Here is a 25,014-nt window from a genome sequence, read left to right as displayed (position 1 = left end):
CGTTTTCCGGCGAAAGCTCAAACGGATTTCGGGCGAAACCGCCTTGAATATTTATATCGTGTTACGATACATAGCCACCGACAAACCCGGCTGGCCGCTTCGACCGTGCCGCATCTCAGACATACGGCCGCCGCCAGGAAGCAAAGCCCGCCATGAAGACCCCTCACTCGAACCCGGAGCATCTGCGTGATTTCACCACGGACGCCAGGGTGCTGCTCGTCGCGGCCATTGCCGTGGTGGTGGCGACAGCCGGACTGGTTGCCGGCATCGCGCTTTTGAAGCTGATCCGGCTGGCCACCAACATCGCTTATTTCGGCCAGTTCTCGCTCGCCGACCTGAAGCTCGAGGACACGCCGCTTGGGCTTGCCGCCGTCATCGTGCCGGTGATCGGCGCGCTGATCATCGGCCTGATGGCGCGCTTCGGCAGCGAGAAGATCCGCGGCCACGGCATTCCCGAGGCCATCGAGGCGATCCTGCTGGGACGCTCAAAACTCGACGCCAAGGTGGCGATCCTGAAGCCGCTGTCGTCAGCGATCTCGATCGGCTCCGGCGGGCCGTTCGGCGCCGAAGGCCCGATCATCATGACCGGCGGCGCGATCGGCTCGCTGATCGCGCAGATGCTGCCGGTCAGCGACAACGAGCGCAAGACACTGCTGGTGGCGGGTGCGGCAGCGGGCATGACCACGGTGTTCGGAACACCGATCGCCGCCATCATGCTGGCGGTCGAACTGCTGCTTTTCGAATGGACGCCGCGCTCTTTCATTCCGGTGGCGGTCGCGGCTGTTATCGCCGAGGTCGAGCGTACCATGCTGCATCTGCCGGGACCGATCTTTCCGTTTCAGGGCGGCATGGCGGTGTCCTTTGTCGGCCTTGCCGGCTGGGTGGCGATCGGCGTTTGTGCAGGACTTTTGTCGGGACTGCTGACGCAGATGGTCTATGCCTGCGAGGACGGTTTTCAGAAGCTGCCGATACACTGGATGTGGTGGCCGATGCTTGGCGGCCTGGTGGTCGGCATCGGCGGGCTGATCGAGCCGCACGCGCTCGGCGTCGGCTATGACAACATCACCGACATGCTGGATGGCCGCACCGTCGCGACAGCGGCCCTTCTGCTGCTGGTGGTCAAGGCGATCATCTGGTCGGTTGCGCTCGGTTCGGGAACGTCGGGAGGTGTGCTGGCGCCGCTGTTGATCATGGGCGGGGCCATGGGCGCTGTGCTCGCCGGCGTTCTGCCTGCCGCGGATCCGGGTTTCTGGGCGCTGCTGGCGATGGCCGCCACGATGGGCGGCACGATGCGTGCGCCGCTGACCGCCACGTTCTTCGCCGTCGAACTGACCGGCAACACACATATGCTGGTGCCGCTGATTGCTGCCTGCGCCGCGGCGCACGCCGTCACCGTGCTTCTGATGAAGCGGTCGATCCTGACCGAGAAGATTGCCAGAAGGGGACACCATCTGGTTCGCGAATACCGCGTCGACCCTTTCGCCCTGACCAGGGTACGCGAGGTGATGACCTCACAGGTTGAAAGCGTGCCGGCGACGATGACACTGCATGGCGCGGCAGCGTTCCTGACCGCGCCGGAAACACGGCATCCGAGTTTCCCGGTGCTCGATGAGCACGGCCATGTGCTGGGCCTCATCGATCCGCCGGCGATATTGCGCTGGAGACGTGCCGGCACGCACCGCACGACGACGCTTGGCGAACTGCTGGCCGGCAGCAAGGTGACGCTGGCCTATCCGGATGAATATCTCGAAGGCCTCTCCGACAAGCTGCTGACGGCCAACGTCTCCCATTTGCCCGTCGTCACTCGCGAAGGCTCGTTGCTGGTCGGCTATGTCGGCTGGAAGGATTTGATGCGCGTGCGGTCCAGGAAACAGGCCGAGGAGCGCGAGCGTTCGACCTTGCTTGGCTTCGGCACCAGGCGCGGGAAAAAGGACGACGCGGTCGAAAGCCTTTAGATACTCTCTCCTCGCTTCGCCCATTCCAGCACATAGAGCCTCAACGCCGAGGACAGGTTGGTGTCGCGGGGCCGTGTCTCGTCGACTTCGGCGACAAGAGCAGCGAGCGTCAGCTCTCTGGTCGCCGCGATCGCGACGAGGTCGTCATAGAAGGGCTTTTCGAGCGAGTAGCTGGTGCGGTGGCCGCGAATGGTCACCGAACGCTTTTCGACCGGGCTCATTGACGGTCGGGGTCGCCGGGCTTTTCACGACGATGCCCGGCAACGAATTTTTCGCTCTTGTCGGCGGCGATGCGGTCGCGTTCTTTTTCGGCCTTGGAGCGGCCGTGCAGCGCGCGATTCTGTTCGGCGGTGCGCAGCTTTTCGTCCCGCGCCTTTTGCTTGCGGGCCTGGCGAAGGTTGACGATGTCGGCCATGGCGTAAGCCGCCGGCTTACTTCTTGCGGAAGGCGTCGAGCGAAACCACTTCGGCGCCTTTGGTGGCGGCGTCCGCCGCAGCGGGCTTCTTCTCCGCCTCGGCGGTGGCCTTCTTCTCGGCCTTCGGCTTTTTCTCGGAGACGATGGTCAACGGCTCCGGAGTTGGCGCAGCCGGTTCCTCGGCTGCCGCGCCATCCGTCTTGACGTCGAATTCGAGTTCGAAATTGACCGAGGGATCATAGAAGCCGCGCACGGCCGAGAACGGGATTTCGAGTTTTTCCGGAACATCGGAGAAGGACAGGCCAACCTCGAAGCCGGTATCGGTCACCTTCAGGTCCCAATACTGGAACTGAATGACAATAGTCATCTGCTCGGGATAGCGCTCGCGCAGCCGCGACGACACGCGCACGCCTGGCGCACCGGTCAGGAAGGTGATGAAGAAGTGGTGGTTGCCGGGGAGGCCGGTGCGCGCGACCTCGGCCAGGACCTTGCGCATGACGCCGCGCAACGCCTCCTGGGCCAGAATGTCGTAGCGGATGTGGTCGTCGGCCATGTGGCGGTCGGGTTCCGTTGAATCGTCCGCATAGCTGTAATCAAGCTTGAGGGCGGCGTAAACCGCATATAGATCACCCTCGCGCGGAAGCGAAGACTATTGCCAGCGATTTGATCGCTCAGGCGCTGGCGAGCGCGCTTTGCTTTTCGGACGATGCGGAGCGGCGCTTGCCGAAGGCGCGGAGGAAGGTGCGCACGCCATTGGTCGCGGATTGCAGCACCTCGTCCTCGCGCGGCGAGCCGCCGAGCATGAAGGTGGTCTGCAGTTCGGCATTGACGAGGCCAAGGAACTGACGTGCCGCCACGTCGGGATCCTCGATCGTGAGGTAGCCGCCATAGGCGAGGCGGGCGAAGCGGGCGGCGATTGCCGGCCATGTCCTGCCCGGTCCCTGTTCGCGCCATTCGGCAAACAGTTCGGGATAGCGCTCGCCTTCGGTCTGGATCAGCTTGCGCAGGAATTTTCCGTCGCGGTTGCAGATGCAGTTCTGGTTCAGGCGCACGGCAAAGCCGATCAGATCGGCTTCGAGATCCCCCGGCCGGTCGGGGAAGGTGGCAATGGTGGCGAAGATGCCGGCATTGCAGCGTTCGGTGAGGTCGCGGACCACAGTGACGAACAGTTTCTCCTTGTCGCCGTGATGGTTGTAGATCGTCTGGCGCGAGACGCCGGCTTCGGCGGCGATCAGGTCGATGTTGGCGCCGGCGAAACCTTCGCGGCAAAACACGGTGGCGGCGGCGTCGACGATCGACAGGCGCTTGGCCTCATGACCGCGTGGCGGGAAAATGTCAGGAGAAACGTGCAGCTTCATAAAAAACTATATAGAGGTGATTGACGATTTAGACAAGAGTGTCTAAATTTGTGGACACAAGATAAAGAGATTTCGCGTGAGAGGGACGAATGGAATTCGCTCTCGAGGTGTCGGAATCTCACGGGATGGAACGTCCTAGGTTAGACGTCGCCTGGCGGCGGCAACCAGATTTGAAAGAAGCCTTTATCATGAGTCCCAAATTCCTCCGCATCGCGGTCGTGCTCGGCTTGTTGTCCGCCATTGGCCCGTTCGCCATCGACATGTATCTGCCCGCGCTGCCGTCGATCGGCGCGGATCTGCATGCCGGCACCGCTGCCGTGCAGATGAGCCTGTTGATCTTCTTCCTGTCGATGGGGTTTGGCCAGATCGTCGTCGGGCCGATCTCCGACATGGTCGGCCGCAAACTGCCGCTTTATGGCGGCCTTGCGCTGTTCATGGTCGGCGGCATCGGTTCGGCAATGGCGCCGACCATCGAATGGCTGATCGCTTTCCGTTTCCTGCAAGGGCTTGGCGCCAGTGCCGGCATGGCCGTCCCGCGCGCCATCGTGCGCGACCTGCACACCGGCAATGAAGCCGCCAAGCTGATGTCCTTGCTGATGCTGGTGTTCTCGGTGTCGCCGATCCTGGCGCCGCTGACCGGCAGCGTGATCATCGAGAGTTTCGGCTGGCGCGCCGTGTTCTGGACGGTGACGGGCGCGGCTCTGCTGGCCACCATCCTTCTGGCGACATCGCTCAAGGAGACGCGGCCGGTGGAAGACCGCGCCGGCTCCTCCTTCGGCACCGCGCTGTCGGCCTACCGCTTCCTGATGGGTGACCGCAACTTCCTTGGCCTGACGGCGATCGCCGGCTTCGGCATTGCCAGCTTCTTCGTCTATCTGTCGAGTTCGTCGTTCATCCTGATCGACCATTACGGCCTGTCGCCTTCGGTCTACAGCGTGTTCTTCTCGATCAATGCGGTCGCCTTCATCGGCATGTCGCAGATGACGGGACTGCTGGCCGAGCGCTTCGGCCTGAGGCGCGTGGTGCGTGTCGCGGTGACCGGCTATGCGACGACGATGGTGGTGCTGTTCGCGGTGATGGCGACGGGTATCGATCGGCTCGACGTGATGGCGGCGCTGCTGTTCGTCGGCTACGGCTTTCTTGGCCTGGTCATCCCGACCACCTCGGTGCTGGCCATGGAAGAACATGGCGAGATCGCCGGCACGGCGTCGGCACTGATGGGCACGCTGCATTTCGCCATCGGCGCACTCGCCATGGGTGTCGCCGGCGTGTTCTTCGACGGTACGCCGCTGCCGATGGTGGCCGGTATCACGCTGTGCGCGGTGATTTCCTTCACGCTGGCCAAAGTCACACTCGGCCGCTCGCGCGAAGCTGCCGAGGCGCCGGCGGAATAACAGACTTTCGATGAGAGCAAAAAGGCCGGGTTCGCCCGGCCTTTTTCATGCCAATCCCGTCTCGGCCAACACGAAGCGCAACCTCGCCTCGACCGGAACCAAAGGCAGCGGGACCAGTTCATAACCCAGCTGCGTGTAGACGCCAGCCAGCGCATGATAGGTGCGCTCGGCCTCGTCGAGCGTCTGCTTGCGCTCTTCATCCTGCGCAAAGATCTCCGGCCACGGTGGGGCGACGAAGACGCGCGGGTTGTAGCGGAAACGGTCTGCCGCGACCCTGATATGCTCCGGCACCGGCAGGCCGCTCAGCCTGAGATAGCCGAGCGTGTCCGGAACGCCACGATCGAAAAAAACAGGACGCCCGGTCTGTTCTTGCGCGATTTGATACGAGCGCATCTCCCATGACAGCATCAACTCGGCGAACAGGGCGCGATCATGCCAGGGCAAAGCGGGTCCGCCAATGGCGGACTGGTCGCGGATGATGCCGCGCCCGGCTTCCACCGAGGTGGCAAAGCCTGCGTGGCGCAGGGCTTCGATCAAGGTGGTCTTGCCGGAACCGGGACCGCCGGTCAGCACGAAGAAGCGATCGGAATCGTTTTGCATGTTTTGTCCATGGAGAGGGGGCGCGCGGCGGTGCGCCTTCGTGGCCCATAACCGTTGGAAGGACCAGCCAGCGTGAGCTGCCGTTGTGCGTAGCGCATGTTGTGGGGGGAGAAGTGGAGGTTTCTGTTGCCAGGTACCTCCGAACCCCGCCTAGAAGTGCGAACCTCTAGGGCTTGATTTGAAGCTATCGCACCGCTTACGCGGCGAGACGTGCTTCCGCATAGTTGTCATTTGCAACTACAGGTTTAGCCCGATGACGGTGGTACCATGCCGGGCAAAAGTACGATCTTTACACCTTCGTCGATCCTATTTCGCCCCCAGCAAAAACCGCTCTGTCATCAGCAGCGGCTTTTGGTGGAGGCGCCGGGTACCGCCCCCGGGTCCGAACGGCTTATTTCATCGCCCATTTATCGCCATAGTCGGTCGAGCCGACAAACTGAATATAGGGGCCCATCGCAGGAAATGGAAGGCCGCAATGGCACTTTGTCCGCGTGTCAAAACCGCATCTCCAAAGGGTTGACTTGGACGCGGTCTCAACCGAAGCTTTGCCACGGTGAGGAGTAACCGACCTAGCGCACAAGTTGCAGCAGCGCGCCACAGCCCTCATCGATCGGATCCGTGGCGCCGACGAGGGGAATTTTGATGGCCGACTATCTTGCAGACGTGAAGAAATACGATGCCGGCGCCAGTGCCGATGCGGTTGAAAAGATCGTCAAACACCTGGGCATCGCGCTCAGGAACCGCGATTCCTCGCTGGTGTCCTGCACCGACCCAAAGGAACTCGGGCGTGTCAGGGACAACTGGGTCGCCAAGAAGCTCGGCATCAGCGATGCAGCGAAGGCCGATGCATCCATCGAGAAGACTTGCAAGGCAATGGCTGCCGACAACACCAAGAGCCGTGTGACTTTTTACTACCTCGTCGCCAAAGACCTGGGCAAGCTCGGCTCCCTCTGATCCGTCATAACTCAGGTTGTGAAGATCGGTGCTGCGAGCAACCGCTTCAGGCTTGAATCGGCAGTTCACCTAGCGTCAGCGCTGCCCCTCACCTGCCTGCCGGCATCCTCTCCCCGTATAGTGACGGGGAGAGGGGCGCTGTCGTCACCGATTTCGCCAATCACCAACGTTGCAAGAGGGTGCCTGCGTTGCGGCCAGCACCTTTCTCCCCGTCACTATACGGGGAGAAATGCCCGGCAGGGCAATGAGGGGCGGCGCAAACGGCCGGAAAGCGTGGTGGAGAGCAAAGCTTTTTGCCATTTTGCTGTGTTCGGCCGCCTGTCCGGCAGCTATAATGCCTGCACTCTCGAATCGAGCCGGAACCGATGCGCCAGTATCTCGACCTCCTGCAGCACGTGCTGGATAACGGCGCCGATCGCGGCGACCGCACCGGCACCGGAACGCGCTCCGTCTTCGGCTATCAGATGCGTTTCGACCTGGCGCGCGGCTTTCCGGTCACCACCACCAAGAAGCTGCATCTCAAGTCGATCATCCATGAGCTTTTGTGGTTCCTGGCCGGCGACACCAACATCAAATACCTCACCGATAACGGCGTTTCGATCTGGGACGAATGGGCCGACGAGAATGGCGATCTCGGCCCGGTCTACGGCAAGCAGTGGCGCTCCTGGCCGGACGGCCATGGAGGCTCGATCGACCAGATCGCGAATCTTCTCAAGGAGATACGCAAAAATCCTCAATCGCGGCGGCTGATCGTTTCGGCATGGAACCCAGCCGAGGTGGAAGCGATGGCGCTGCCGCCCTGCCACTGCCTTTTCCAGTTCTATGTTTCGGAAGGGCGGCTTTCCTGCCAGCTCTACCAGCGTTCCGCCGATATCTTTCTTGGCGTGCCGTTCAACATCGCATCCTATGCCCTGCTGACCTTGATGGTGGCGCAGGTGACAGGGCTGAAGCCCGGCGATTTCGTCCACACGCTTGGCGATGCGCATCTCTACTCGAACCATTTCGAGCAGGCGCGCGAGCAGCTGCGGCGCACGCCGAGGACGCTGCCGACAATGTGGATCAACCCGGAGGTGAAGGACCTGTTCGCCTTCCGCTTCGAGGATTTCCGGCTGGAAAACTACGTCGCCGATGCATCGATCAAGGCGCCGATCGCGGTCTGAACCGCGGCTTCAATCTACTCCGACCATCACGTCCGAGGCCTTGACCACGGCGTAGGCCTGCTTGCCTTTTTCGAGCTTCAGGTCGGCGACGGCCTCGTTGGTGATCGAGGCGGTGACGATGGCGCCGCCGCCGATGTCGATCCTGACGTGCGAGGTGGTGGCGCCTTTGGCGATCTCGGTGATCGTTCCCTTGAGGATATTGCGGGCGCTGATCTTCATCGAAGGGTCCTTTCCAAGTCTTTTCTTTGCCCGTTTTACCAGAACAATCGATGTCGAGAAGGGTGTCGGCCCTTCCCTTGTTATATTCATGCGGATATATCGGTTGTCAGGCCTTGGGCCGCACGGATTTCAAACCAGGGAGAGTTTCGATGAAGCGCAAAGGTCTCGGGTTGAGGGTGATCGCTATTGGCGGTTTTGCGGCAGCGTTGATGGCCGCGGTGCCAATGGCGCACGCGGAAGACAAGGTCGTGGTGTTTGCGGCGGCCAGCCTCAAGGACGCGCTCGACGCGGTGAACAAAGCCTGCGAGGCCGATGTCGGCGAGGCCGCGACCGTCTCTTATGCCGCGAGTTCGGCGCTGGCCAAGCAGATCGAGGGCGGGGCGCCTGCCGACGTCTTCATCTCGGCGGACCTCGACTGGATGAAATATCTCTCCGACAAGAAGCTGACCAAGCCGGACACCGAAGTGAAGCTGCTCGGCAATCAGATCGTGCTGGTGGCGCCGAAGGACTCGGCGGTAGACACCAGGATCGAGAAGGGTTTTGACCTCGCCAAGCTGATCGGCGACGGCAAGCTCGCCATGGGCGACTTCAAGGCGGTGCCGGCCGGCAAATACGGCAAGGCCGCACTTGAATCGCTCGGCGTCTGGTCCTCGGTTGAGGGCAAGGTGGCGCAGGCCGAAAACGTGCGCGCGGCGCTGAAGCTGGTTTCGACGGGCGAAGCAGCGCTTGGCATCGTCTATGCCACCGACGCGCATGCCGAAAAGGGCGTCAAGGTGGTCGGCACCTTCCCGGAGGATTCGCATCCGCCGATCATCTATCCGGTTGCCCAGACCGCCGATTCGAAGGACAAGGACACGCCGGCTTTCCTGAAATGCCTGCAGTCGGCCAAGGCGGCCGCGCTGTTCAAGGATCAGGGATTTACCGTGCTCGCGCCGAGCAACTGAGTTCCAAGGGGCTTCATCTCGCATATGAACTGGCTGCTGGACCTCACTCCCGACGAATGGAATGCGGTCCGGCTGTCCATCAAGGTGGCGACGGTGGCGATGCTCGCCAGCCTGCCACCGGGCATATTGATCGCGCTGCTGCTTGCCCGAGGCCAATTCTGGGGCAAGACGCTGCTCAACGGCCTGGTGCATCTGCCACTGATCCTGCCGCCCGTGGTGACCGGCTATTTGCTGCTGCTTACGTTTGGCCGGCGTGGCCCGGCCGGCGCCTTCCTGGCCGAGCATTTCGGCATTGTCTTCTCCTTCCGCTGGACGGGTGCGGCGCTGGCCTGCGGCGTCATGGGCTTTCCCCTGATGGTGCGGGCGATCCGGCTGTCGATCGAGGCGGTGGACCGCAAGATGGAAGCGGCGGCGGGAACCCTCGGCGCCAATTCGCTCTGGGTGTTTGCAACCATCACGCTGCCGTTGATCCTGCCCGGGCTGATCGCCGGCGCCATCCTGGCCTTCGCCAAGGCGATGGGCGAGTTCGGCGCGACCATCACCTTCGTCTCCAACATTCCCAACGAGACGCAGACATTGCCGTCGGCGATCTACACCTTCACGCAGGTGCCGGGTGGCGATGAAGGGGCGCTCCGCCTGACGCTGATCTCCATCGTCATCTCCATGGCAGCACTTGTGGCGTCGGAGGTGCTGGCGCGGCGTGTCGGCCGGCGACTGGACATCGAATGAGCGTTCTCGTCGACATCAATCATCGGCTGGGTGGTTTCGCCATCGACGCCCGCTTCGAAAGTGCCGGGCGGCTGACGGCGCTGTTCGGAGCGTCTGGGTCGGGCAAGACGACGCTGATCGACATGATTGCCGGGCTGATCCGGCCCGACAAGGGACGCATCGAGGTCGACGGCCGTGTGCTGGTCGATACCGGTGCCGGCATTTTCGTGCCGAAGCACAAGCGCCGCATCGGCATGGTGTTCCAGGACGCACGGCTGTTTCCGCATTTGAGCGTTGCCGGCAATCTTCGCTACGGCCGCTGGTTCACGCCGCCGGCGGAGCGCTACGCCGATATCGATGCCGTCGTCGACCTGCTCGGCATCGGGCCGCTCATGAACAGGCGGCCGGCAAAGCTCTCGGGCGGCGAGAAACAGCGCGTGGCGATCGGCCGGGCATTGCTTGCCAGCCCCAGACTGCTGCTCATGGACGAACCGCTGGCCTCGCTCGACGAAGCGCGCAAGGCCGAAATCCTGCCCTATGTCGAAAGGCTGCGCGACGAGACGAAAATCCCGATCGTCTATGTCAGTCATTCGGTCGCCGAAGTGGCGAGGCTGGCCAGCGACGTGGTGATGCTGGCGCAGGGCAATGTCATTGCCAGCGGGCCGACCGGGGCGGTGATGCAAAGGCTCGACCTGTTGCCGGCGGAGGAGCGCGGCGAGGGGGGCGCCGTGCTGGACACCAAGGTGCTGCATCACGACGAGACCTTCGGCATGACCGTGCTCGGCTCGGCCGCAGGCGAGCTTCGGGTGCCGCGGCTGGCGATGAAAACAGGAACGCCGGTGCGCATCCGTATCCGCGCCCGCGATGTGATGATCGCCACCGAAAAGCCGAGGGGTCTCAGCGCGCTCAACATCCTGCCGGGAACCATAACGACGATGAGCCCCGGCGAGGGACCCGCGGTTGAGGTCGGTATCGACTGCAATGGCGCAACCGTGCTTGCCCGCATCACCGAACAGTCGCGGCAGGCGCTGAAGCTTCATCTTGGCGGCAAGGTCTTCGCGGTCATCAAGACGGTGAGCTTCGATCGGGCGAACACCGGCGCCGGCCTGCCCGCCGAGGCGGATGGATGATCCCGCTATGTCTTTTTGGAATAGCGGTTTCGCCAGGGAGCTTCTAGTATGAGGTTGGGGTGTGACCGCGGAGAGTAATGATGCCGTCGCTGAGCTTGCGGATAAATCTCGATCCCGACGGGCGCGTCGGGCCGGGCAAGATCGAACTCCTGGAACAGATCGCCGCCTTCGGCTCGATCTCGGCCGCCGCGCGCGGCATGGAGATGTCCTACAAGCACGCCTGGGACCTGGTCGAGGACATGAACCGGGTGTTCGGCAAGCCGCTGGTGGCGGCGCAAACCGGTGGCCGCAAGGGCGGTGGTGCGCAACTGACGGCCGTGGGGCTTGCAGTGGTCAGCCGCTTTCGCGCCATCGAGCGTGCGGCTTCTGCCGCGGCGGCGACCCATATGGAGGCATTGCAGGCGGAGATTGATGCTGGGTGAAGGGGGTGGGGGAGTAGGGGAGTAGGACTTATTGCTCTTCACCGGGCTTGCGCAGCAAATAGCTGTCCATGATCCAGCCCTTCCGCCGACGGGCTTCCTCTCGAACCTCTTCGATCTTTGCGCCGATGTCACCGATCCTGCCGGAGAGAGTGATCTCGTCTTCGGTTCCGAGATAGGCGCCCCAGTGGATGACGACATCCTTGTCGTCCAGCGTGTTGAAGGCGCATTTGCCGTCCAGCAGGACGACCGCGCTGCCGGCATTGTCCGGCATGCCTTCCTCGGTCAGACGGCGGCCGGTGGTGATGAGGACGGAATCGCCGATGCGGTTCAGCGCCATCTTGTGGCTGGCGGCAAGCGCCTGGACAGCGGTGATGCCGGGTATCACTTCAAGCTCGAACGCGACATTGCCTCGCAGGCGCACGCGCTCGAGGATGCGCAACGCGCTGTCGTAAAGCGAAGGATCGCCCCAGATCAGGAAGGCGCCGCAGCCATCCCCTGATATCTCTTCGCGGATCAGGCCTTCGTAAATGGCGGCGATGGCTTCGTGCCAGTCATCGACGGTCGAGCGATAGGAGGGCGCCGGCCCATCTTCTACCGGCAGGTCGCGCACCGGCACGTCGAATTCGACGCGGCGCGACTTCGGATTGGTGACGAAGCGGTCGCATATCCGGCGGCGCAGTTCGGCCAGCTCATTTTTCTTCGCGCCCTTGTCGGGAATGAACAGCACATCCGCCTGGTTCAGGCCTGATATGGCCTGAACGGTCATGTGGTCAGGATTGCCGGCGCCGATGCCGATGACGAGAAGCTTGCGCATGGGGCGAACTCCTGCCCGATCGGAACCTGTTAGTCCAGACCGCGCTGGCGCGTGTCCAGACCGCGCTGGCGCGTGTCCAGACCGCGCTGGCGCGTGTCCAGACCGCGCTGGCGCGTGTCCAGACCGCAGTCCAGCTATCTTTGGTGCGTCCGCGGATGCGGAAGGGCTTTGAAACGCCGCACTGAAACGGCTAGGGTCCTGCAAGCATTCTAGCCGAGGGGGCTTCCATGTTGCGATATGTTCTGACCGCCGTGCTGGCCCTGTCGCCCGCGCCCGCCTTCGCCAATGATTCGGTTGCCGAACTTGGCACCGGCGGCCTGATCCTGTCGCGCAGCGATGCCGTGGCGATGCAAAGCGAGGACCTTTTCATCTCGCCGGAAAAGGTCACGGTCGACTATGTCTTCCATAACAACACCGATCGGGATGTCGAGGCCATCGTCGCTTTCCCGATGCCCGACATATCGGGCAATCCCGAAGAAATCCCGGCGATCCCAGAAAATCAGAGCGACAATTTCCTCGGCTTCGAGGTGACTATCGACGGTGTCGCCGTCAAGCCGCAGCTCGAGCAGAAGGTGTTGGCGCTCGGCATCGACATCAGCGCAGAGCTGAAGGCGCAAAACGTGCCGTTCTATCCATTCGGCGATGCGGCGAAGACGGCCCTGGCCAAGCTGCCGCAGGCAGTTGTCGATGACTGGGTCAACCGCGGCATCATCATCGAGGACACCGGCAGCGACGGCACCGAGACGACCAAGGTCTACACGCCGTTCTGGCAATTGCGTTCGACCTACTGGTGGCGCTCGACCTTTCCGGCCAACAAGGACGTCCATGTTTCCCACCACTACAGACCGAGCGTCGGCGGCACGTCTTCAGTCAGCTTCTTCTACGACGGCAAATTCCAGGGTCAGTATGCGGCCTACAAGGCCCGGTATTGCATGGACGGCACATTCGAAAATGCGGTGCGCAAGGCGGCCAAGAGCGACCCCGACGGCTATCCCAAATATTTTGAGAGCCGCATCGCCTATATCCTGACCACCGGCGGCAACTGGGCGGCAGGCACGATCGGCAAGTTCAAGCTGACGATAGACAAGGGCAATCCGAAAGCCCTGGTCTCGTTCTGCGGCGACAATGTCAAAAAGACCGGACCGACGACATTCGAGATGACGGCGGATGATTTCTACCCCGAGCGCGACATCGACATCCTGATCCTCGAGCCAACGGACGGCAATTGATGCATGTCGCAATCTACGTTGCCATTGCCGAGAACGGCGTGATCGGGCGGGACGGCGGGCTCCCGTGGCGGCTCTCCACCGATCTCAAGCGCTTCAGGGCCGATACGATGGGCAAGCCCATCATCATGGGCCGCAAGACCTATGAGGGCATCGGCCGGCCGCTGCCGGGCAGGTTGAACATCGTCGTCACCCGCGACAAGACCTGGCGTGCCGAGGGCGTCGGGGTGGCACATTCGCTCGAGGCCGCGATCCAACTGGCGACGGAGCGCGGGCGCCGCATGGTCGGTGTGGACGAGATGTGCGTCATCGGCGGCGGCGAAATCTATGCGCAGGCCATGCTGCTGGCCGATCGCCTGCATGTCACCCATGTGCTGGCAGCCGTCGACGGCGACGCGCATTTCCCGCCGATCGATCCTGATTCCTGGCGCATTGTCAGTTCGCAGGACGTCCCAGCCGGGGAAAAGGACAGCCATCCGACGCGCTATTCGCTTTACGAGCGGCGTCGAGAGAGACATTGACTGAAAAAAGGGGCATTGAAGGAAGACAAAGGGTCGCGACCGGACAAATCGGACGAAGTCGGCAGCGCATCGCGTTGAAAGCGCCTCGTGGCGTCCCTATAGAAGAACAATACTGGATTTTGCGCCGTAATACCGGCGCTTGAGGGAATTCCAAGCGAAAGGACATTCATGCCCTGGAACGATAAAAGCGGCGGTGGCGGCGGCCCATGGGGCGGCGGCGGCGGCAACAATCAAGGTCCCTGGGGGCAGGGACCAAAGGGACCGAGCGGGCCACAGGGCTCGCCTCCCGATCTCGAAGACATCATCCGCCGCGGCCAGGACCGGCTGCGGCGCGCTCTGCCGGGCGGCGGCGGCGCGAGCCCTGCTATTTTTGCGCTGATCGCAGCGGCACTAGTGGTGTTGTGGGCGTTCAAGGCGGTTTATACCGTGCAGCCCGACGAGGTCGCGGTCGAACTGCGCTTCGGCAAGCCGAAGGCCGAGCTGTCGCAGCCCGGCCTGCATTTCCATTGGTGGCCGCTCGAAACCGTCGAGACCGCCAAGATTTCCGAGCAGCTCGTTGATATCGGCGGCGGCGGCGCGACGAGTGGCAACACCTCCGGGCTGATGCTTACCGGCGACCAGAACATCGTCAACGTCCAGTTCTCGGTGGCCTACCAGGTCTCCGACCCGAGCGCGTATCTGTTCGATGTGTCCGATCCCGACGGTATGCTGCGGCAGGTTGCCGAAAGCGCCATGCGTGAAGCCGTCGGCCGCCGGCCGGCGCAGGACATCTTCCGCGACGACCGCCAGGGCATTGCCGCCTCGGTGCGTGAAATCATCCAGACGACGCTGGACGGCTACAAGGCCGGTCTCAACGTCAACGCCGTCTCGATCGAGGATGCGGCACCGCCACGCGAGGTGGCCGATGCGTTCGATGAGGTGCAGCGCGCCGAGCAGGACGAGGACAAGTTCGTTGAGCAGGCCAACCAGTACTCCAACCAGAAGCTCGGGCAGGCGCGCGGCGAGGCCGCACAGATCCGCGAAGACGCGGCCGCCTACAAGAACCGGGTCGTGCAGGAAGCCGAGGGTGAGGCACAGCGCTTCATCTCGGTCTATGACGAATATGCCAAGGCGCCCGATGTAACGCGCAAGCGCCTCTACCTGGAAACCATGGAGAAGGTTCTGAAGGATTCGAGCAAGGTCATCGTCGAGCAGGGCAACGGGCAAGGGGTCGTTCCCTATCTGCCGCTGCCGGCATTGCAGCCGAAAGCGCCGGCACCCGCTGCGTCCAGTGGCGTTACGGGAGGTAACCAGTGATGGCCAACCGTCTTCCCATCATCGTCGTCGCAGCAGCGGTTATCCTGTTCCTGCTCTATTCGTCGGTCTTCGTGGTCAATGCGCGCCAGCAGGCGCTGGTGCTCAGGTTCGGCGAGATCGTCGACGTCAAGAGCGAACCCGGCATCTACTTCAAGGCGCCGTTCTCGTTCTTCGACGCCGACACCGTGCAGCTGATCGAGAACCGGGTGCTGCGCTTCGACCTCGACAACATTCGCGTCCAGGTCTCGGGCGGCAAGTTCTACGAGGTCGATGCCTTCATCGCCTACCGCATCTCGGATCCGCGGGTCTTCCGCTCCGCCGTGTCAGGTCAGATCGAACTGGCAGAAGCCCGGCTCAGGACGCGTCTCGACGCTGCCTTGCGCCGTGTCTACGGTCTGCGTGATTTCGAGGCAGCGCTCTCCGAAGAGCGCGGGGTGATGATGCGCGAAGTCCGCGACCAACTCAGGCCCGATGCCACATCGCTCGGCCTGCAGATCGAGGATGTCCGCATTCGCCGCACCGATCTCACGGCCGAAGTCTCGCAGCAGACCTTCGACCGCATGAAGGCGGAACGCCTGGCGGAAGCTGCCCGGCTGAGGGCACGCGGCAACGAGGCGGCACAGCGCATCACCGCCCGCGCCGATCGCGAAGTGGTCGAGATCGTCGCCGAAGCGCAAAAAGAGTCGGAAATCCTTCGCGGCGAGGGCGAGGCCCAGCGCAGCGCCACCTTCGCGGGAGCCTATCAGCGCGATCCGGCCTTCTTCGACTTCTACCGGTCGATGAATGCCTATGGCACGGCGCTGGACAACACCGGAACGACGATGGTGCTGTCGCCGAACTCGGAGTTCTTCCGCTTCTTCCGCAATCCCGACGGCAGCGAGGGGCCGGCAAAGCCTGCGCCAAACGCTCCGGCGACGGCACCCGCCGCGCCGGCGGCACAGCCTAGCACCGGCCAGTAGCGGCCGGTGCAGGATTTTCTTGCCGCCATGGGCCTCGTCCTCGTCATAGAGGGTCTGGTCTATGGCGGCTTTCCCGGCTTGGCCAGGAAGCTCGCCACCGAAGTGCTGTCGCTGCCCGAGAATGCGCTGCGGATTGCCGGGCTGGCGGCGATCGCGATCGGCGTCGGCATCGTCTGGCTGGTACGAGGCGCATGACGGCGGCGATGATTTATCCTTTGCCGATAGTCATAGCCGCAAACGTGCCGTATTTTTTGCCAACATGGCGTGACGCGGCGTTTTCGTCGAAGCGCTTTTCTTTTCAAGAATACCGGGAGGCTTCTCGATGACATCCAATACAATTCTGCGCGCGGCGCGGCGGACATTCATCGCCGGCGCGGCGGCACTTCTTGTCAGCGCCGTCGCTGTCCCGTCCTTCGTGACGCCGACATTTGCCGCCGATGGGCCCGCTTCGGTTGCCGATCTGGCGCAAGGCCTGCTCGGCGCGGTGGTCAACATATCGACCTCGCAGACGGTCAAGGGTACCGAAGGCCCGGGCGCGGTGCCGATGCCGCAATTGCCCGAGGGTTCGCCCTTCCAGGACTTCTTCGACGATTTCTTCAAGAACCGCGGCGGCGACAAGGACAACGGCGCGCAGAAGGTGCAGTCGCTGGGCTCCGGCTTCGTCATCGATGCCGAGCAGGGCATCGTCGTCACCAACAACCATGTCATTGCCGATGCCGACGATATCGAGGTCAATTTCTCCGATGGCGTCACCTTGAAGGCGACGCTGGTCGGCACCGACACCAAGACCGATGTCGCCGTGCTCAAGGTCGATCCGAAAGGCCACAAGCTGACGGCGGTGAAGTTCGGCGATTCCACCAAGATGCGCGTCGGCGACTGGGTGATGGCGATCGGCAATCCGTTCGGCCTCGGCGGCACGGTGACGGTCGGCATCGTCTCTGCCCGCAACCGTGACATCAATTCCGGCCCCTATGACGACTTCATCCAGACCGATGCCGCGATCAACCGCGGCAATTCCGGCGGACCGCTGTTCAACAGCGCGGGCGAAGTCATCGGCATCAACACGGCGATCATTTCGCCTTCCGGCGGCTCGATCGGCATCGGCTTCTCCATACCGTCGCAACTCGCGTCCGGCGTCGTCGACCAGTTGCGCCAGTTCGGCGAGACGCGGCGCGGCTGGCTCGGCGTGCGCATCCAGCCGGTAACCGATGACATCGCCGAAAGCCTCGGCATGGCGACCGCCAAGGGCGCGCTGGTTGCCGGCGTGATCAAGGGCGGCCCGGTCGACAACGGCACCATCCAGGCGGGCGACGTCGTCATCAAGTTCGACGGCAAGGATATCCATGAGATGCGCGATCTGCCGCGCGTCGTCGCCGAAAGCCCGGTTGGCAAGGCGGTCGATGTGCTCATCGTGCGCAAGGGTGTCGAGCAGACCGTGAAAGTGACGCTCGGCCGGCTCGAGGATGGCGAGAAACTCGCCAGCAGCGAGGAGGGCGGCAAAACCGACCAGGACAAGGGTGACAAGGCTCCAGCCGTTTCCACTGCTTCGGTGCTCGGCATGACGGTCGGCGAGCTGAACGACGAGACGCGCAAGAAGTTCAGCATTGCCGCCGATGTTTCGGGCGTCGTCATCACCGACGTCGCCAAGGACTCTGCCGCAGCCGAACGCGGCATCCAGCCCGGCGAGGTGATCACCGAGATCGCACAGGAATCGGTCGCCACGCCCAAGGATGTCATGGACCGGATCGGCGCCTTGAAGGAACAAGGGCGCAAGAACGCGCTCTTGATGCTGGCATCGAAGACCGGCGAGCTCAGGTTCGTGACGATCCGGATGGACTGATATCCGGAAGACCCGGCGAAAAAATCCTCATCTTGAATGGAAAGGGCGGCTAGCGGGCCGCCCTTTTTCTTGCCTGCCAGTCTTGGCGCGACAGTCTGTACAGGACATGGCGCTTGAGCGCGGGATGGCTGTCGGGAATGCCGGGGTGGTCGAAATCGCCGGACGGATCCGCGCTCATGCCGAGGCGTTGCATGACGGCGGTGGAGCGGCGTTTGGCCGCGACGGCGAATGATACGATTTCATCGAGGCCAAGCGTCTCGAAGCCGTAGGCCAGCCACGCCTCGGCTGCCTCGGTGACATAGCCCTTGCCCCAGAACTCAGGTGCCAGCCGCCAGCCGATCTCGATGGTGCCGGCTGGCAGGGATGGCACATGATCGGTGTCGAGGAGACCGATGAAGCCGATGCATTCACCGGTGGCGGTGATCTCGGCGGCCGCAAAACCGTATCCGTCCTTCGTGGTCCAGGCCTGGAGCTCGTCCATCTTGGCATCCGCCTGGGCGCGGTCGCGGCGGAATGGAAAGAACTCCATGACCCGGTCATCGGAGTTGATGCGGTGGAACAGGTCGCGGTCGCGATCTTCCCAGTTGCGCAGGATCAGGCGCTCGGTACGCATTGGTTTCATTGCATAAACTCCTCCTGCCTGTAGCCCTGCACATAGAGCAGCGCGGTCAGGTCGCCATGATCGATGCGGACCTTGGCCCGTGCCGCCACCGTCGGCTTGGCGTGGAGCGCGACACCGGTACCGGCAAGGCGGATCATGTCGAGATCATTGGCGCCGTCACCGACCGCGATGGCGTCGGCGGGCGTCAGACCAAGGCGCGCTGAAATTTCGATCAGCGCGTCGGCCTTGGCGGCGCGGCCGAGGATCGGCTCGCCGACCAGCCCGGTGAAGCGGCCGTCCTGTTCTAGCAGGCGATTGGCGCGGTTCTCCTGGAAGCCGAGCATGGCGGCGATGCGCGTCGTGAAGACCTCGAACCCGCCAGACACGAGTGCCGTCCAGGCGCCGTTGGCGCGCATGGTCCGGACCAGAACACGGCCGCCCGCGGCCAACGTCAGGCGATTGGCGACGATGCGATCGACCACGGCGGCGTCGAGGCCCTTGAGCAACGCCACCCGCTCGCGCAAAGCCGGTTCGAAGGCGATCTCACCATTCATGGATCGCGCGGTGATGGCCGCAACATGATCCTTGACGCCGATCTCGTCGGCCAACTCGTCGATACATTCCTGGTCGATCATGGTTGAATCCATGTCGGCGATCAGGATTTTCTTGCGGCGGGTTTCTGCCTCTTGGACGATCACGTCGACCGCCTCGCTGGCGAGTGCCGTGCGCAAGACGGCACTCGTAACGGCGGCGTCTTCTGCCTCAGGCAGGATCAGATCGCAGGCAATACCTTCGGCCAGCCAGACAACAGCGCTTGCGCCGACCGACCGTGAGGCCATATTCGCAAGCGACAGCGACAAAGCGCGCTCAGTGGGACGGGAAACAAGCGTGGCGATGAGCGGCATGGAACATTCCGGCGGGCAGGCGGGCAAGGGCCGCGTGAAGAACGCGATCCTGATAGCCGGGCCGACCGCCAGCGGCAAGTCGGCGCTTGCGCTCGATCTGGCCGAGCGCAGGGGTGGCGTGATCGTCAATACCGATTCCATGCAGGGCTATTCGGTGCTCGACGTGCTGACTGCCCGGCCGGAGGCGGCCGACCTCGCCCGCGCACCGCATTTCCTCTACGGCCATGTCCACCCGGCGACACCCTATTCCACCGGCGCCTGGCTGCGCGACGTGAGGAAGCTGATCGACGACGGCACGTTCTCCGAACGGCCTGACGGCACGTTCTCCGAACGGCCAGTGATTTTTGTCGGCGGCACCGGGCTCTATTTTCGCGCGCTGGCCGAGGGCATTTCGGAAATGCCCGACATTCCGCAGCGGGTCCGCGACCGCTGGCGCTACGAATTGAAGGAGCAGGGTGCCGTCAAGCTGCACAGCCTGCTGCTGCGCGAGGATTCGGCGGCCGCCACGATGCTCAAGCCAACCGACAGCCAGCGCATCGTGCGGGCATTGGAGGTTCTCGATGCGTCTGGCCGTTCGATCCTGGAATGGCAGGCAGAGCGCGGCCAGCCGCTCATCGACAGGGAAAGCGCGCGTTTCCAGGTGATCGAGCCGGATCGGGCGGCGTTGGTCGGACGCATCGACAAACGCTTCGACCAGATGCTGGACAAGGGCGCGCTGGACGAGGTCAAGCGGCTTGCGGCACTTGGCCTCGATCCCGAATTGCCGGCGATGAAAGCGATCGGCGTTCGCGAACTGCAGGCGGCGATGGCCGGAGAGATTGGCTTTCCCGAGGCAATCGAACGCGCCAAGATCGCGACCAGGCAATATTCCAAGCGGCAAACCACCTGGTTCAGGCATCAATTGGGGCCGGAATGGCTGAGGTTGCGCCCCGGTGATGATCTGGAAACCACGATCGGATTGCGTGCCTCTAATGCAACCTGAAAAGTTTACCTGCAAGGAAAGGTTCTCGTTGTGGTTGTCCAAATTAACCCTCCGTAAGCCCGCCCGTGCCATAAGGTCAGCGGGCACTTTTCCAACGGGGAGCAGATGCGTTTCCACAAGGCGGAATCAGCGTTTTTCGTCTTTATCTTCGTGATCCTGGCCGCTGGCCTGGTGACGCTGCATGCTTATGGACTTCTGCAATCCTTCGCCGACGAGTTGCATACGGCTTCGGGTCTGGACAAGGTCATCTATCTCAACAAGCTCTTGTTCGCGACCGGCGTGCTCCTGGCCACCGCGCTGTTCTTCGGCATTTTCTTCATCTATCCGCTGATCCGCAAACAGGCGACGGAGGAAGGCAAGCTACGCGCCATGACGGTCTCGCTCAGCGCGCGCTCGGAAACATTCGAGCATGCGGCCCTGACCGACGGCCTGACCGGCATGCAGAACCGGCGCTATTTCGACGATGCGCTGAAAGAGTATCTCGAGGAGTTCCGGCGCATCGAAAAGCCCGTCGGGCTGATGATCCTCGATCTCGACCATTTCAAGCAGGTCAACGACACACACGGCCATGACGTCGGCGACGAGGTGCTCAAGGCCGTCGCGAACTGTCTCAAGGATATGACGCGCTACCACGATGTGGTGGCGCGACTGGGCGGCGAGGAGTTCGCCGTGGTCACGCCCAACATGGACGCCGAGCTTCTGGGCAAGTTTGCCGAGCGCATCCGCAAGGCGATCGCCAACATGTCGGTGCTGTCGGGCAATGTCCGCCTCAAGATCACCACCAGCGTCGGGCTTGCCGTCTGGGACCGCAAGGAAACAGCCGAAGAGTTCTATCGCCGCGCCGACCGCCAGCTTTACGAGGCGAAGAGGCAAGGCCGCAACCGCGTCTGCGCCTGAAATCCCATCACTGAATTCGTGAGGCTGGCCGTCTGGCGCCGTTTTCTGCGCTTCCGGCCTTCGCCGGCCGAAGCACTCATGGGTGGGGCGGCAGTCAAGGCTACGGCCGGCGTAGGCCGGTGCTCACTGACTCAAACGTCCGCTCCGCTTCGGTTCTCGAAAACAGCACCACCCGACTCTGCCTGACGAATTCCCTGACGGGATTTACCCGAGCTTTTCGAACGAAGCAGAACCAACCGAAGTTTGGAGCAGACTTTCGGGATTGTCGGCAGACGGCAAACTCAATCGTTTTGCGGGCGCAGGCCGAAGGTTGCGGGCTTGAGGCCGTAGCGCATGTCGAAATCGTCGTCCGATGGCGCGCGCGCGGCGGGTGGCTTGCGGTAGTCGGGATCGCCGGCCTGGCGGCCTGAATCGACGACCTCGGCGAAGGCCATCGCCTGCTGCGTTGATTTCGGCACGTTGCGCAGTCGTTCCACGATCGCCACCAGATCGACATCGTCGCCCGGCTTCGACGTGGCCTCTTCGCGCTTGGCGGTGCCAGGAAGCAGGTGGCTCGGCAGTTTTTCGAACTTCAGCCGCATGGTCGTCGCCACGCCTTCGCCGAAGGCGATGGCTTCGCGCTGGCCCATGGAGGACAGGAAGGCAAGCGAGGAGGCGGAAGAGTCGGCAATCGCCGAGCGGATGATCGCCTGGTCCTGCTCATTGGCAAGCCGCATGGCGAAGAAGGTCGAGCATTGCGACAGGATGGTCGGGTCGAGCTCGCCAGGGCGCTGGGTGACGACGCCGAGATAGCAGCCATATTTACGGCCTTCCTTGGCAATGCGCGACAGCGCATGCCTGGTCGGCGCGAAGCCGAGACGCGGGTCGGCCGGCATATAGCGGTGCGCTTCTTCGCACAAAAACAGCAGCTGCAGCTTGCCCTCGCTCCACAGAGCGAGGTCGAAGGCCAGGCGCGCCAGCACCGAGCAGACGGAATTGACCACTTCCGACGGCATGCCGGCCATCTCGAAGCAGGTTACCGGTCGGCCATGATGCGGCACGCGGAAGATGTTGCCGATCGTCTCGTGGATGGTGTCCTCGATCAGGCGCGAGTTGAACATGAAGCGGTAGCGTGGATCGGCCGCCGCCGATTCGATGCGCGTCTTCAGCGATTTGAGCGTCGGGCGATCGGTCTTGCTTTCGAGCATGCCCATGCGCTCATCGATCTGCTTGAGCAGGTCGGCGATGCGGTAAGGCACCGGCGTATCGGCGGTCAGCGCATCGCTGCCGCGCCTGATATAGGAGCCCGAATTCGGATTGCGGTAGAGGTTCTTGGCGGCCGGAATGAGGTCGCGCAAGGCATCGATTTCTTCGGGCTCGGTCTCGCGGCCCCGGAACAGCACCTCGGCGAATTCCTCCAGCGTGAACATCCAGAACGGAAGATCCAGGGACTTGGAATCGACCCTGACGCAGTATTCGGGCAGCGACGCCGCGAACTCGTTGTGCGGGTCGAGAATCAGGATGCGCAGGTCCGGCCGTGCCGCGATCGACTTGCGCAGCAGCAGCGAGACGGCGGTGGATTTGCCGACGCCGGTGGTGCCGACAATGGCGAAGTGACGCGCCAGCGTATCGTCGATGGCGATGTTGGCGGCGATCGTCTCGTCCTGCGCGAGCGTGCCGATGGTGATCGAATGACGCCCGGCGAGGTCATAGACCGCCTGCAGGTCGCGGGTGCGGATGCGGTGCGCAACGGCGCCGATATGCGGATAGGTGGTGATGCCGCGGTCGAAGACCGGTCTGGCGCCTGGCTCTGCTCCGTCACGGACTTCGCCGATCAGCTCGATGCTGACCTCGATGGCGTTCTGGCCCTCATTGCTCCAGGCGCGGTCCGACTTGCCAATTGCGTAGACAAGGCCGACGGTTCGCGTCGATCCAAGATTGATGGAAATCATCTTGCCAACCGTCCACAGGCCGGTCACCGCGCCGTCGGCATCGTCCGCGTAGGCGCTGATGGTGGCGCGCGCGCCATCGCATTGCACGACATTGCCGAGGATGCGCTTGTCGTTCTGCTCGGCCTGGCGGCGCTCCTGCGAGGTCGGTTCCCCGACGGAGGCTTCGCGTTCGACATACATGGACAGGCCAATCCCCATTTCCCTGGAGCATCGATCCTACCCGAATGGGGTTAAGGCCCGATGAGGTCGGATGGTGTAGAGAGCATTAAGGGGCCTCTGAAAATTGTCGCGACGCGGCTCTTCTCCGGCGTCTATATTTCGCTATAATAGACATATGGATGATATAGCGAACGACATTTCCTCGACGATCGGCCGCAGGATACACGCCGAAAGGATCGTGCGCGACTGGTCCCTGGCCGAACTCGCGGAGCGTTCCGGGGTCTCGAAGGCGATGCTCAGCACGATCGAGCGGGGCAAGACCAGCCCGACGGCGGCGCTTCTGGTGCGCATCGCGTCGGCCTTCGGCATGACGCTGTCGACCTTGATCGCACGCGCGGAGTTGCAGGGCGGCGGGCTGTTGCGCGACGCCGACCAGCCGGTGTGGCGCGATCCCGATACCGGCTATGTCAGGCGGCATCTTTCGCCGGCTTCCGACATGCCGCTGGAACTGATCAAGGTGCATCTGCCGGCGGGCGCCAAAGTCAGCTTCCCGGCCGCCTCCTACGCCTTTATCAAGCAGCAGATATGGCTGATTTCCGGGGGGCTCGAATTCATCGAAGGTGAGACAGTGCACAGGCTTGTATCAGGCGATTGCCTGGCGCTTGGGGCGCCGTCGGACTGCACCTTCCATGCCCTGGAGCCTGGCGCCGACTATCTCGTCGCGCTGGTCAGGGGCTGACTTCATGGCGAGAAAACCAAAGCGCTCCCACAATGGGGGGCCGCCTCTCGATGAGTACAAAGGCCCGCCATGGGGCACGGGCGATCCCTACATCTTCTTGGCCTGGCAGGCAGCGCACGCCAAGGCGTGGAAGGCGCCGAGCCACGAGGTGATGCTGTTGCGCATGGACAGAGCCGAGCGGCTGGGCCTGACCTATGAGGAGTACACGCTCGAGATTCTCGAGCGCGGGCGGCATCTCGGGCACGAAGACACCGAACGCATCAGCGCCATCAAGGCGGCGCGAAAGCGACGCCGCGTGCGCCATCTGGAATGACAGCAATGCGCCCGCTTCTATCGCAATCACAGGATATCCTGCACATGAACTCGATCGAGATCGCAACCCTTGACCCGGCTGCCGAGACGCAGGACATGCTGGCCAATCTGCTGGTGGGAACGGTGGCGGCCGGCGGATCGGTCAGCTTCATGCACCCGTTGGCGCCGCAGGCGGCAAGGGCGTTCTGGGAGAAATCACTGGCCGCGGCGGCAAGGGGCGAACGAGCGGTGCTTGGCGCCTGGGACGGCAAAAACCTGGTCGGTACCGTGACCTTGCTGCTCGACTGTCCGCCCAACCAGCCGCACCGGGCCGAGATCGCCAAGCTGATGACATCAGTCGATTGCCGGGGCAGGGGCGTGGGAACGCGCCTGATGCGGGCCGCCGAGAGCCTTGCGGTGGAGAAGGGCCGCACGCTGCTGGTTCTGGACACGGCGACCGACGAGGGCGCCTCAGGCCTCTATAAGCGGTTGGGCTTCACGCTGGCCGGTGAGATACCGGACTATGCCCTGAAGCCGCATGGCGGGCTGACCGGCACGTTGATCTACTGGAAGCGGATTGGGCCAATCTCGTAA

At 63.1% G+C, this 25,014-nt stretch carries 29 protein-coding genes and 1 other RNA gene; 19 read left to right on the top strand and 11 right to left on the bottom strand.

Annotated elements, in window-relative coordinates:
• The first annotated feature begins 152 nt into the window (after positions 1-152).
• A complete protein-coding gene (locus MESCI2_RS0100870; RefSeq protein ID WP_027034891.1) occupies positions 153-1,955 on the top strand; it encodes a chloride channel protein in 1,803 nt (600 codons plus the stop codon).
• Here MESCI2_RS0100870 and MESCI2_RS0100865 read toward each other — a convergent pair.
• The 4 genes from MESCI2_RS0100865 to MESCI2_RS0100850 form a co-directional block, all read right to left on the bottom strand.
• Entirely contained in the window at positions 1,952-2,176 is a 225-nt protein-coding gene (locus MESCI2_RS0100865; protein ID WP_027034890.1) for a ribbon-helix-helix domain-containing protein, read from the bottom strand. The two genes, MESCI2_RS0100870 and MESCI2_RS0100865, sit on opposite strands and share 4 nt — an antisense overlap.
• Positions 2,173-2,370, bottom strand: coding sequence for a DUF4169 family protein (locus MESCI2_RS0100860; RefSeq protein WP_027034889.1), 198 nt, complete (start codon positions 2,368-2,370; stop codon positions 2,173-2,175). The genes MESCI2_RS0100865 and MESCI2_RS0100860 overlap by 4 nt, the downstream gene beginning before the upstream one ends.
• Positions 2,371-2,386: 16 nt before the next feature.
• Positions 2,387-2,923, bottom strand: a complete 537-nt coding sequence (locus MESCI2_RS0100855; RefSeq protein ID WP_027034888.1) for an SspB family protein — start codon at positions 2,921-2,923, stop codon at positions 2,387-2,389.
• Between the two features lie 118 nt (positions 2,924-3,041).
• Complete coding sequence (locus MESCI2_RS0100850) at positions 3,042-3,728, bottom strand: TetR/AcrR family transcriptional regulator (RefSeq protein ID WP_027034887.1); 687 nt, start codon at positions 3,726-3,728, stop codon at positions 3,042-3,044.
• Between the two features lie 188 nt (positions 3,729-3,916).
• On the opposite strand from MESCI2_RS0100850, the gene MESCI2_RS0100845 reads away from it, so the two are divergent.
• Complete coding sequence (locus MESCI2_RS0100845) at positions 3,917-5,122, top strand: multidrug effflux MFS transporter (RefSeq protein ID WP_027034886.1); 1,206 nt, start codon at positions 3,917-3,919, stop codon at positions 5,120-5,122.
• Between the two features lie 45 nt (positions 5,123-5,167).
• Here the strand turns inward: MESCI2_RS0100845 and MESCI2_RS0100840 are convergent, their stop codons facing one another.
• Entirely contained in the window at positions 5,168-5,722 is a 555-nt protein-coding gene (locus MESCI2_RS0100840; RefSeq protein WP_027034885.1) for an AAA family ATPase, read from the bottom strand.
• Positions 5,723-5,834: 112 nt separating this feature from the next.
• Positions 5,835-6,194: a transfer-messenger RNA gene (gene ssrA, locus MESCI2_RS1000000136400) on the bottom strand.
• 170 nt (positions 6,195-6,364) lie between these two features.
• Between ssrA and MESCI2_RS0100835 the strand changes: the two genes are divergently transcribed.
• Positions 6,365-6,676, top strand: a complete 312-nt coding sequence (locus tag MESCI2_RS0100835) for a DUF2853 family protein (RefSeq protein WP_023813086.1) — start codon at positions 6,365-6,367, stop codon at positions 6,674-6,676.
• Positions 6,677-7,041: 365 nt separating this feature from the next.
• On the top strand, positions 7,042-7,836 hold the full coding sequence (locus tag MESCI2_RS0100830) for a thymidylate synthase (RefSeq protein ID WP_027034884.1): 795 nt from the start codon (positions 7,042-7,044) through the stop codon (positions 7,834-7,836).
• A gap of 9 nt (positions 7,837-7,845) precedes the next feature.
• On the opposite strand, the gene MESCI2_RS0100825 is transcribed toward MESCI2_RS0100830, so the two are convergent.
• Positions 7,846-8,055 carry a TOBE domain-containing protein gene (locus MESCI2_RS0100825; RefSeq protein ID WP_027034883.1) on the bottom strand — a complete coding sequence of 70 codons (210 nt, stop codon included), beginning with the start codon at positions 8,053-8,055 and terminating at the stop codon, positions 7,846-7,848.
• A 149-nt stretch (positions 8,056-8,204) separates the two neighbouring features.
• Between MESCI2_RS0100825 and modA the strand changes: the two genes are divergently transcribed.
• The 4 genes from modA to MESCI2_RS0100805 all read left to right on the top strand — a co-directional run bounded on the left by modA (position 8,205) and on the right by MESCI2_RS0100805 (position 11,259).
• A complete protein-coding gene (gene modA / locus MESCI2_RS0100820) occupies positions 8,205-8,999 on the top strand; it encodes a molybdate ABC transporter substrate-binding protein (protein ID WP_027034882.1) in 795 nt (264 codons plus the stop codon).
• Between the two features lie 24 nt (positions 9,000-9,023).
• A complete protein-coding gene (gene modB, locus MESCI2_RS0100815; RefSeq protein ID WP_027034881.1) occupies positions 9,024-9,728 on the top strand; it encodes a molybdate ABC transporter permease subunit in 705 nt (234 codons plus the stop codon).
• Entirely contained in the window at positions 9,725-10,837 is a 1,113-nt protein-coding gene (gene modC / locus MESCI2_RS0100810; protein WP_027034880.1) for a molybdenum ABC transporter ATP-binding protein, read from the top strand. The genes modB and modC overlap by 4 nt, the downstream gene beginning before the upstream one ends.
• 80 nt (positions 10,838-10,917) lie before the next feature.
• The gene (locus MESCI2_RS0100805; protein WP_027034879.1) at positions 10,918-11,259 is read left to right on the top strand and encodes a winged helix-turn-helix domain-containing protein; all 342 of its coding nucleotides are present in this window, start codon (positions 10,918-10,920) and stop codon (positions 11,257-11,259) included.
• Between the two features lie 28 nt (positions 11,260-11,287).
• Here MESCI2_RS0100805 and cobF read toward each other — a convergent pair whose 3' ends face one another.
• Positions 11,288-12,073 carry a precorrin-6A synthase (deacetylating) gene (gene cobF / locus MESCI2_RS0100800; protein ID WP_027034878.1) on the bottom strand — a complete coding sequence of 262 codons (786 nt, stop codon included), beginning with the start codon at positions 12,071-12,073 and terminating at the stop codon, positions 11,288-11,290.
• Between the two features lie 227 nt (positions 12,074-12,300).
• Between cobF and MESCI2_RS0100795 the strand changes: the two genes are divergently transcribed.
• The 6 genes from MESCI2_RS0100795 (at position 12,301) to MESCI2_RS0100770 (ending at position 17,915) form a co-directional block, all read left to right on the top strand.
• Positions 12,301-13,302 carry a DUF4424 domain-containing protein gene (locus MESCI2_RS0100795; protein ID WP_027034877.1) on the top strand — a complete coding sequence of 334 codons (1,002 nt, stop codon included), beginning with the start codon at positions 12,301-12,303 and terminating at the stop codon, positions 13,300-13,302.
• On the top strand, positions 13,302-13,820 hold the full coding sequence (locus MESCI2_RS0100790) for a dihydrofolate reductase (protein WP_027034876.1): 519 nt from the start codon (positions 13,302-13,304) through the stop codon (positions 13,818-13,820). Before MESCI2_RS0100795 ends, MESCI2_RS0100790 begins: the two co-directional genes overlap by 1 nt.
• 168 nt (positions 13,821-13,988) lie before the next feature.
• Positions 13,989-15,116 (top strand): FtsH protease activity modulator HflK, encoded by a 1,128-nt coding sequence (hflK, locus tag MESCI2_RS0100785; RefSeq protein ID WP_027034875.1) that lies wholly within the window; start codon positions 13,989-13,991, stop codon positions 15,114-15,116.
• Positions 15,116-16,075: a protease modulator HflC gene (gene hflC / locus MESCI2_RS0100780; protein WP_027034874.1), complete on the top strand. Its 960-nt coding sequence runs from the start codon at positions 15,116-15,118 to the stop codon at positions 16,073-16,075. Before hflK ends, hflC begins: the two co-directional genes overlap by 1 nt.
• A gap of 6 nt (positions 16,076-16,081) precedes the next feature.
• On the top strand, positions 16,082-16,270 hold the full coding sequence (locus MESCI2_RS0100775; RefSeq protein ID WP_013531032.1) for a DUF2065 domain-containing protein: 189 nt from the start codon (positions 16,082-16,084) through the stop codon (positions 16,268-16,270).
• Between the two features lie 127 nt (positions 16,271-16,397).
• A complete protein-coding gene (locus tag MESCI2_RS0100770; RefSeq protein ID WP_027034873.1) occupies positions 16,398-17,915 on the top strand; it encodes a DegQ family serine endoprotease in 1,518 nt (505 codons plus the stop codon).
• A gap of 49 nt (positions 17,916-17,964) precedes the next feature.
• Here the strand turns inward: MESCI2_RS0100770 and MESCI2_RS0100765 are convergent, their stop codons facing one another.
• Both MESCI2_RS0100765 and serB read right to left on the bottom strand, forming a co-directional pair.
• The gene (locus tag MESCI2_RS0100765; RefSeq protein WP_027034872.1) at positions 17,965-18,537 is read right to left on the bottom strand and encodes a GNAT family N-acetyltransferase; all 573 of its coding nucleotides are present in this window, start codon (positions 18,535-18,537) and stop codon (positions 17,965-17,967) included.
• Positions 18,534-19,421, bottom strand: coding sequence for a phosphoserine phosphatase SerB (serB, locus tag MESCI2_RS0100760; RefSeq protein ID WP_027034871.1), 888 nt, complete (start codon positions 19,419-19,421; stop codon positions 18,534-18,536). The genes MESCI2_RS0100765 and serB overlap by 4 nt, the downstream gene beginning before the upstream one ends.
• Between serB and miaA the strand changes: the two genes are divergently transcribed.
• Together miaA and MESCI2_RS0100745 are read left to right on the top strand one after the other, a co-directional pair.
• Positions 19,411-20,403 carry a tRNA (adenosine(37)-N6)-dimethylallyltransferase MiaA gene (miaA, locus tag MESCI2_RS0100750; protein ID WP_027034869.1) on the top strand — a complete coding sequence of 331 codons (993 nt, stop codon included), beginning with the start codon at positions 19,411-19,413 and terminating at the stop codon, positions 20,401-20,403. The genes serB and miaA overlap by 11 nt on opposite strands.
• 105 nt (positions 20,404-20,508) lie before the next feature.
• Positions 20,509-21,300 (top strand): GGDEF domain-containing protein, encoded by a 792-nt coding sequence (locus MESCI2_RS0100745; protein ID WP_027034868.1) that lies wholly within the window; start codon positions 20,509-20,511, stop codon positions 21,298-21,300.
• A 281-nt stretch (positions 21,301-21,581) separates the two neighbouring features.
• Here MESCI2_RS0100745 and MESCI2_RS0100740 read toward each other — a convergent pair whose 3' ends face one another.
• Entirely contained in the window at positions 21,582-23,411 is a 1,830-nt protein-coding gene (locus MESCI2_RS0100740) for an ATP-binding protein (RefSeq protein WP_027034867.1), read from the bottom strand.
• Positions 23,412-23,565: 154 nt separating this feature from the next.
• Between MESCI2_RS0100740 and MESCI2_RS0100735 the strand changes: the two genes are divergently transcribed.
• From MESCI2_RS0100735 to MESCI2_RS0100725, 3 genes are read left to right on the top strand one after another with little or no spacing between them, the layout of a single operon-like run.
• Positions 23,566-24,129 carry an XRE family transcriptional regulator gene (locus MESCI2_RS0100735; RefSeq protein ID WP_027034866.1) on the top strand — a complete coding sequence of 188 codons (564 nt, stop codon included), beginning with the start codon at positions 23,566-23,568 and terminating at the stop codon, positions 24,127-24,129.
• Positions 24,130-24,133: 4 nt separating this feature from the next.
• Positions 24,134-24,442: a hypothetical protein gene (locus MESCI2_RS0100730; protein WP_027034865.1), complete on the top strand. Its 309-nt coding sequence runs from the start codon at positions 24,134-24,136 to the stop codon at positions 24,440-24,442.
• 44 nt (positions 24,443-24,486) lie between these two features.
• A complete protein-coding gene (locus tag MESCI2_RS0100725) occupies positions 24,487-25,014 on the top strand; it encodes a GNAT family N-acetyltransferase (protein ID WP_027034864.1) in 528 nt (175 codons plus the stop codon).

The organism is Mesorhizobium ciceri WSM4083 (assembly GCF_000519305.1).
Classification (GTDB): Bacteria; Pseudomonadota; Alphaproteobacteria; order Rhizobiales; family Rhizobiaceae; genus Mesorhizobium; species Mesorhizobium ciceri_B.
The sequence above is the reverse complement of the archived record's forward strand: the minus strand, read 5'-3'. Positions and strand labels throughout refer to the sequence as shown.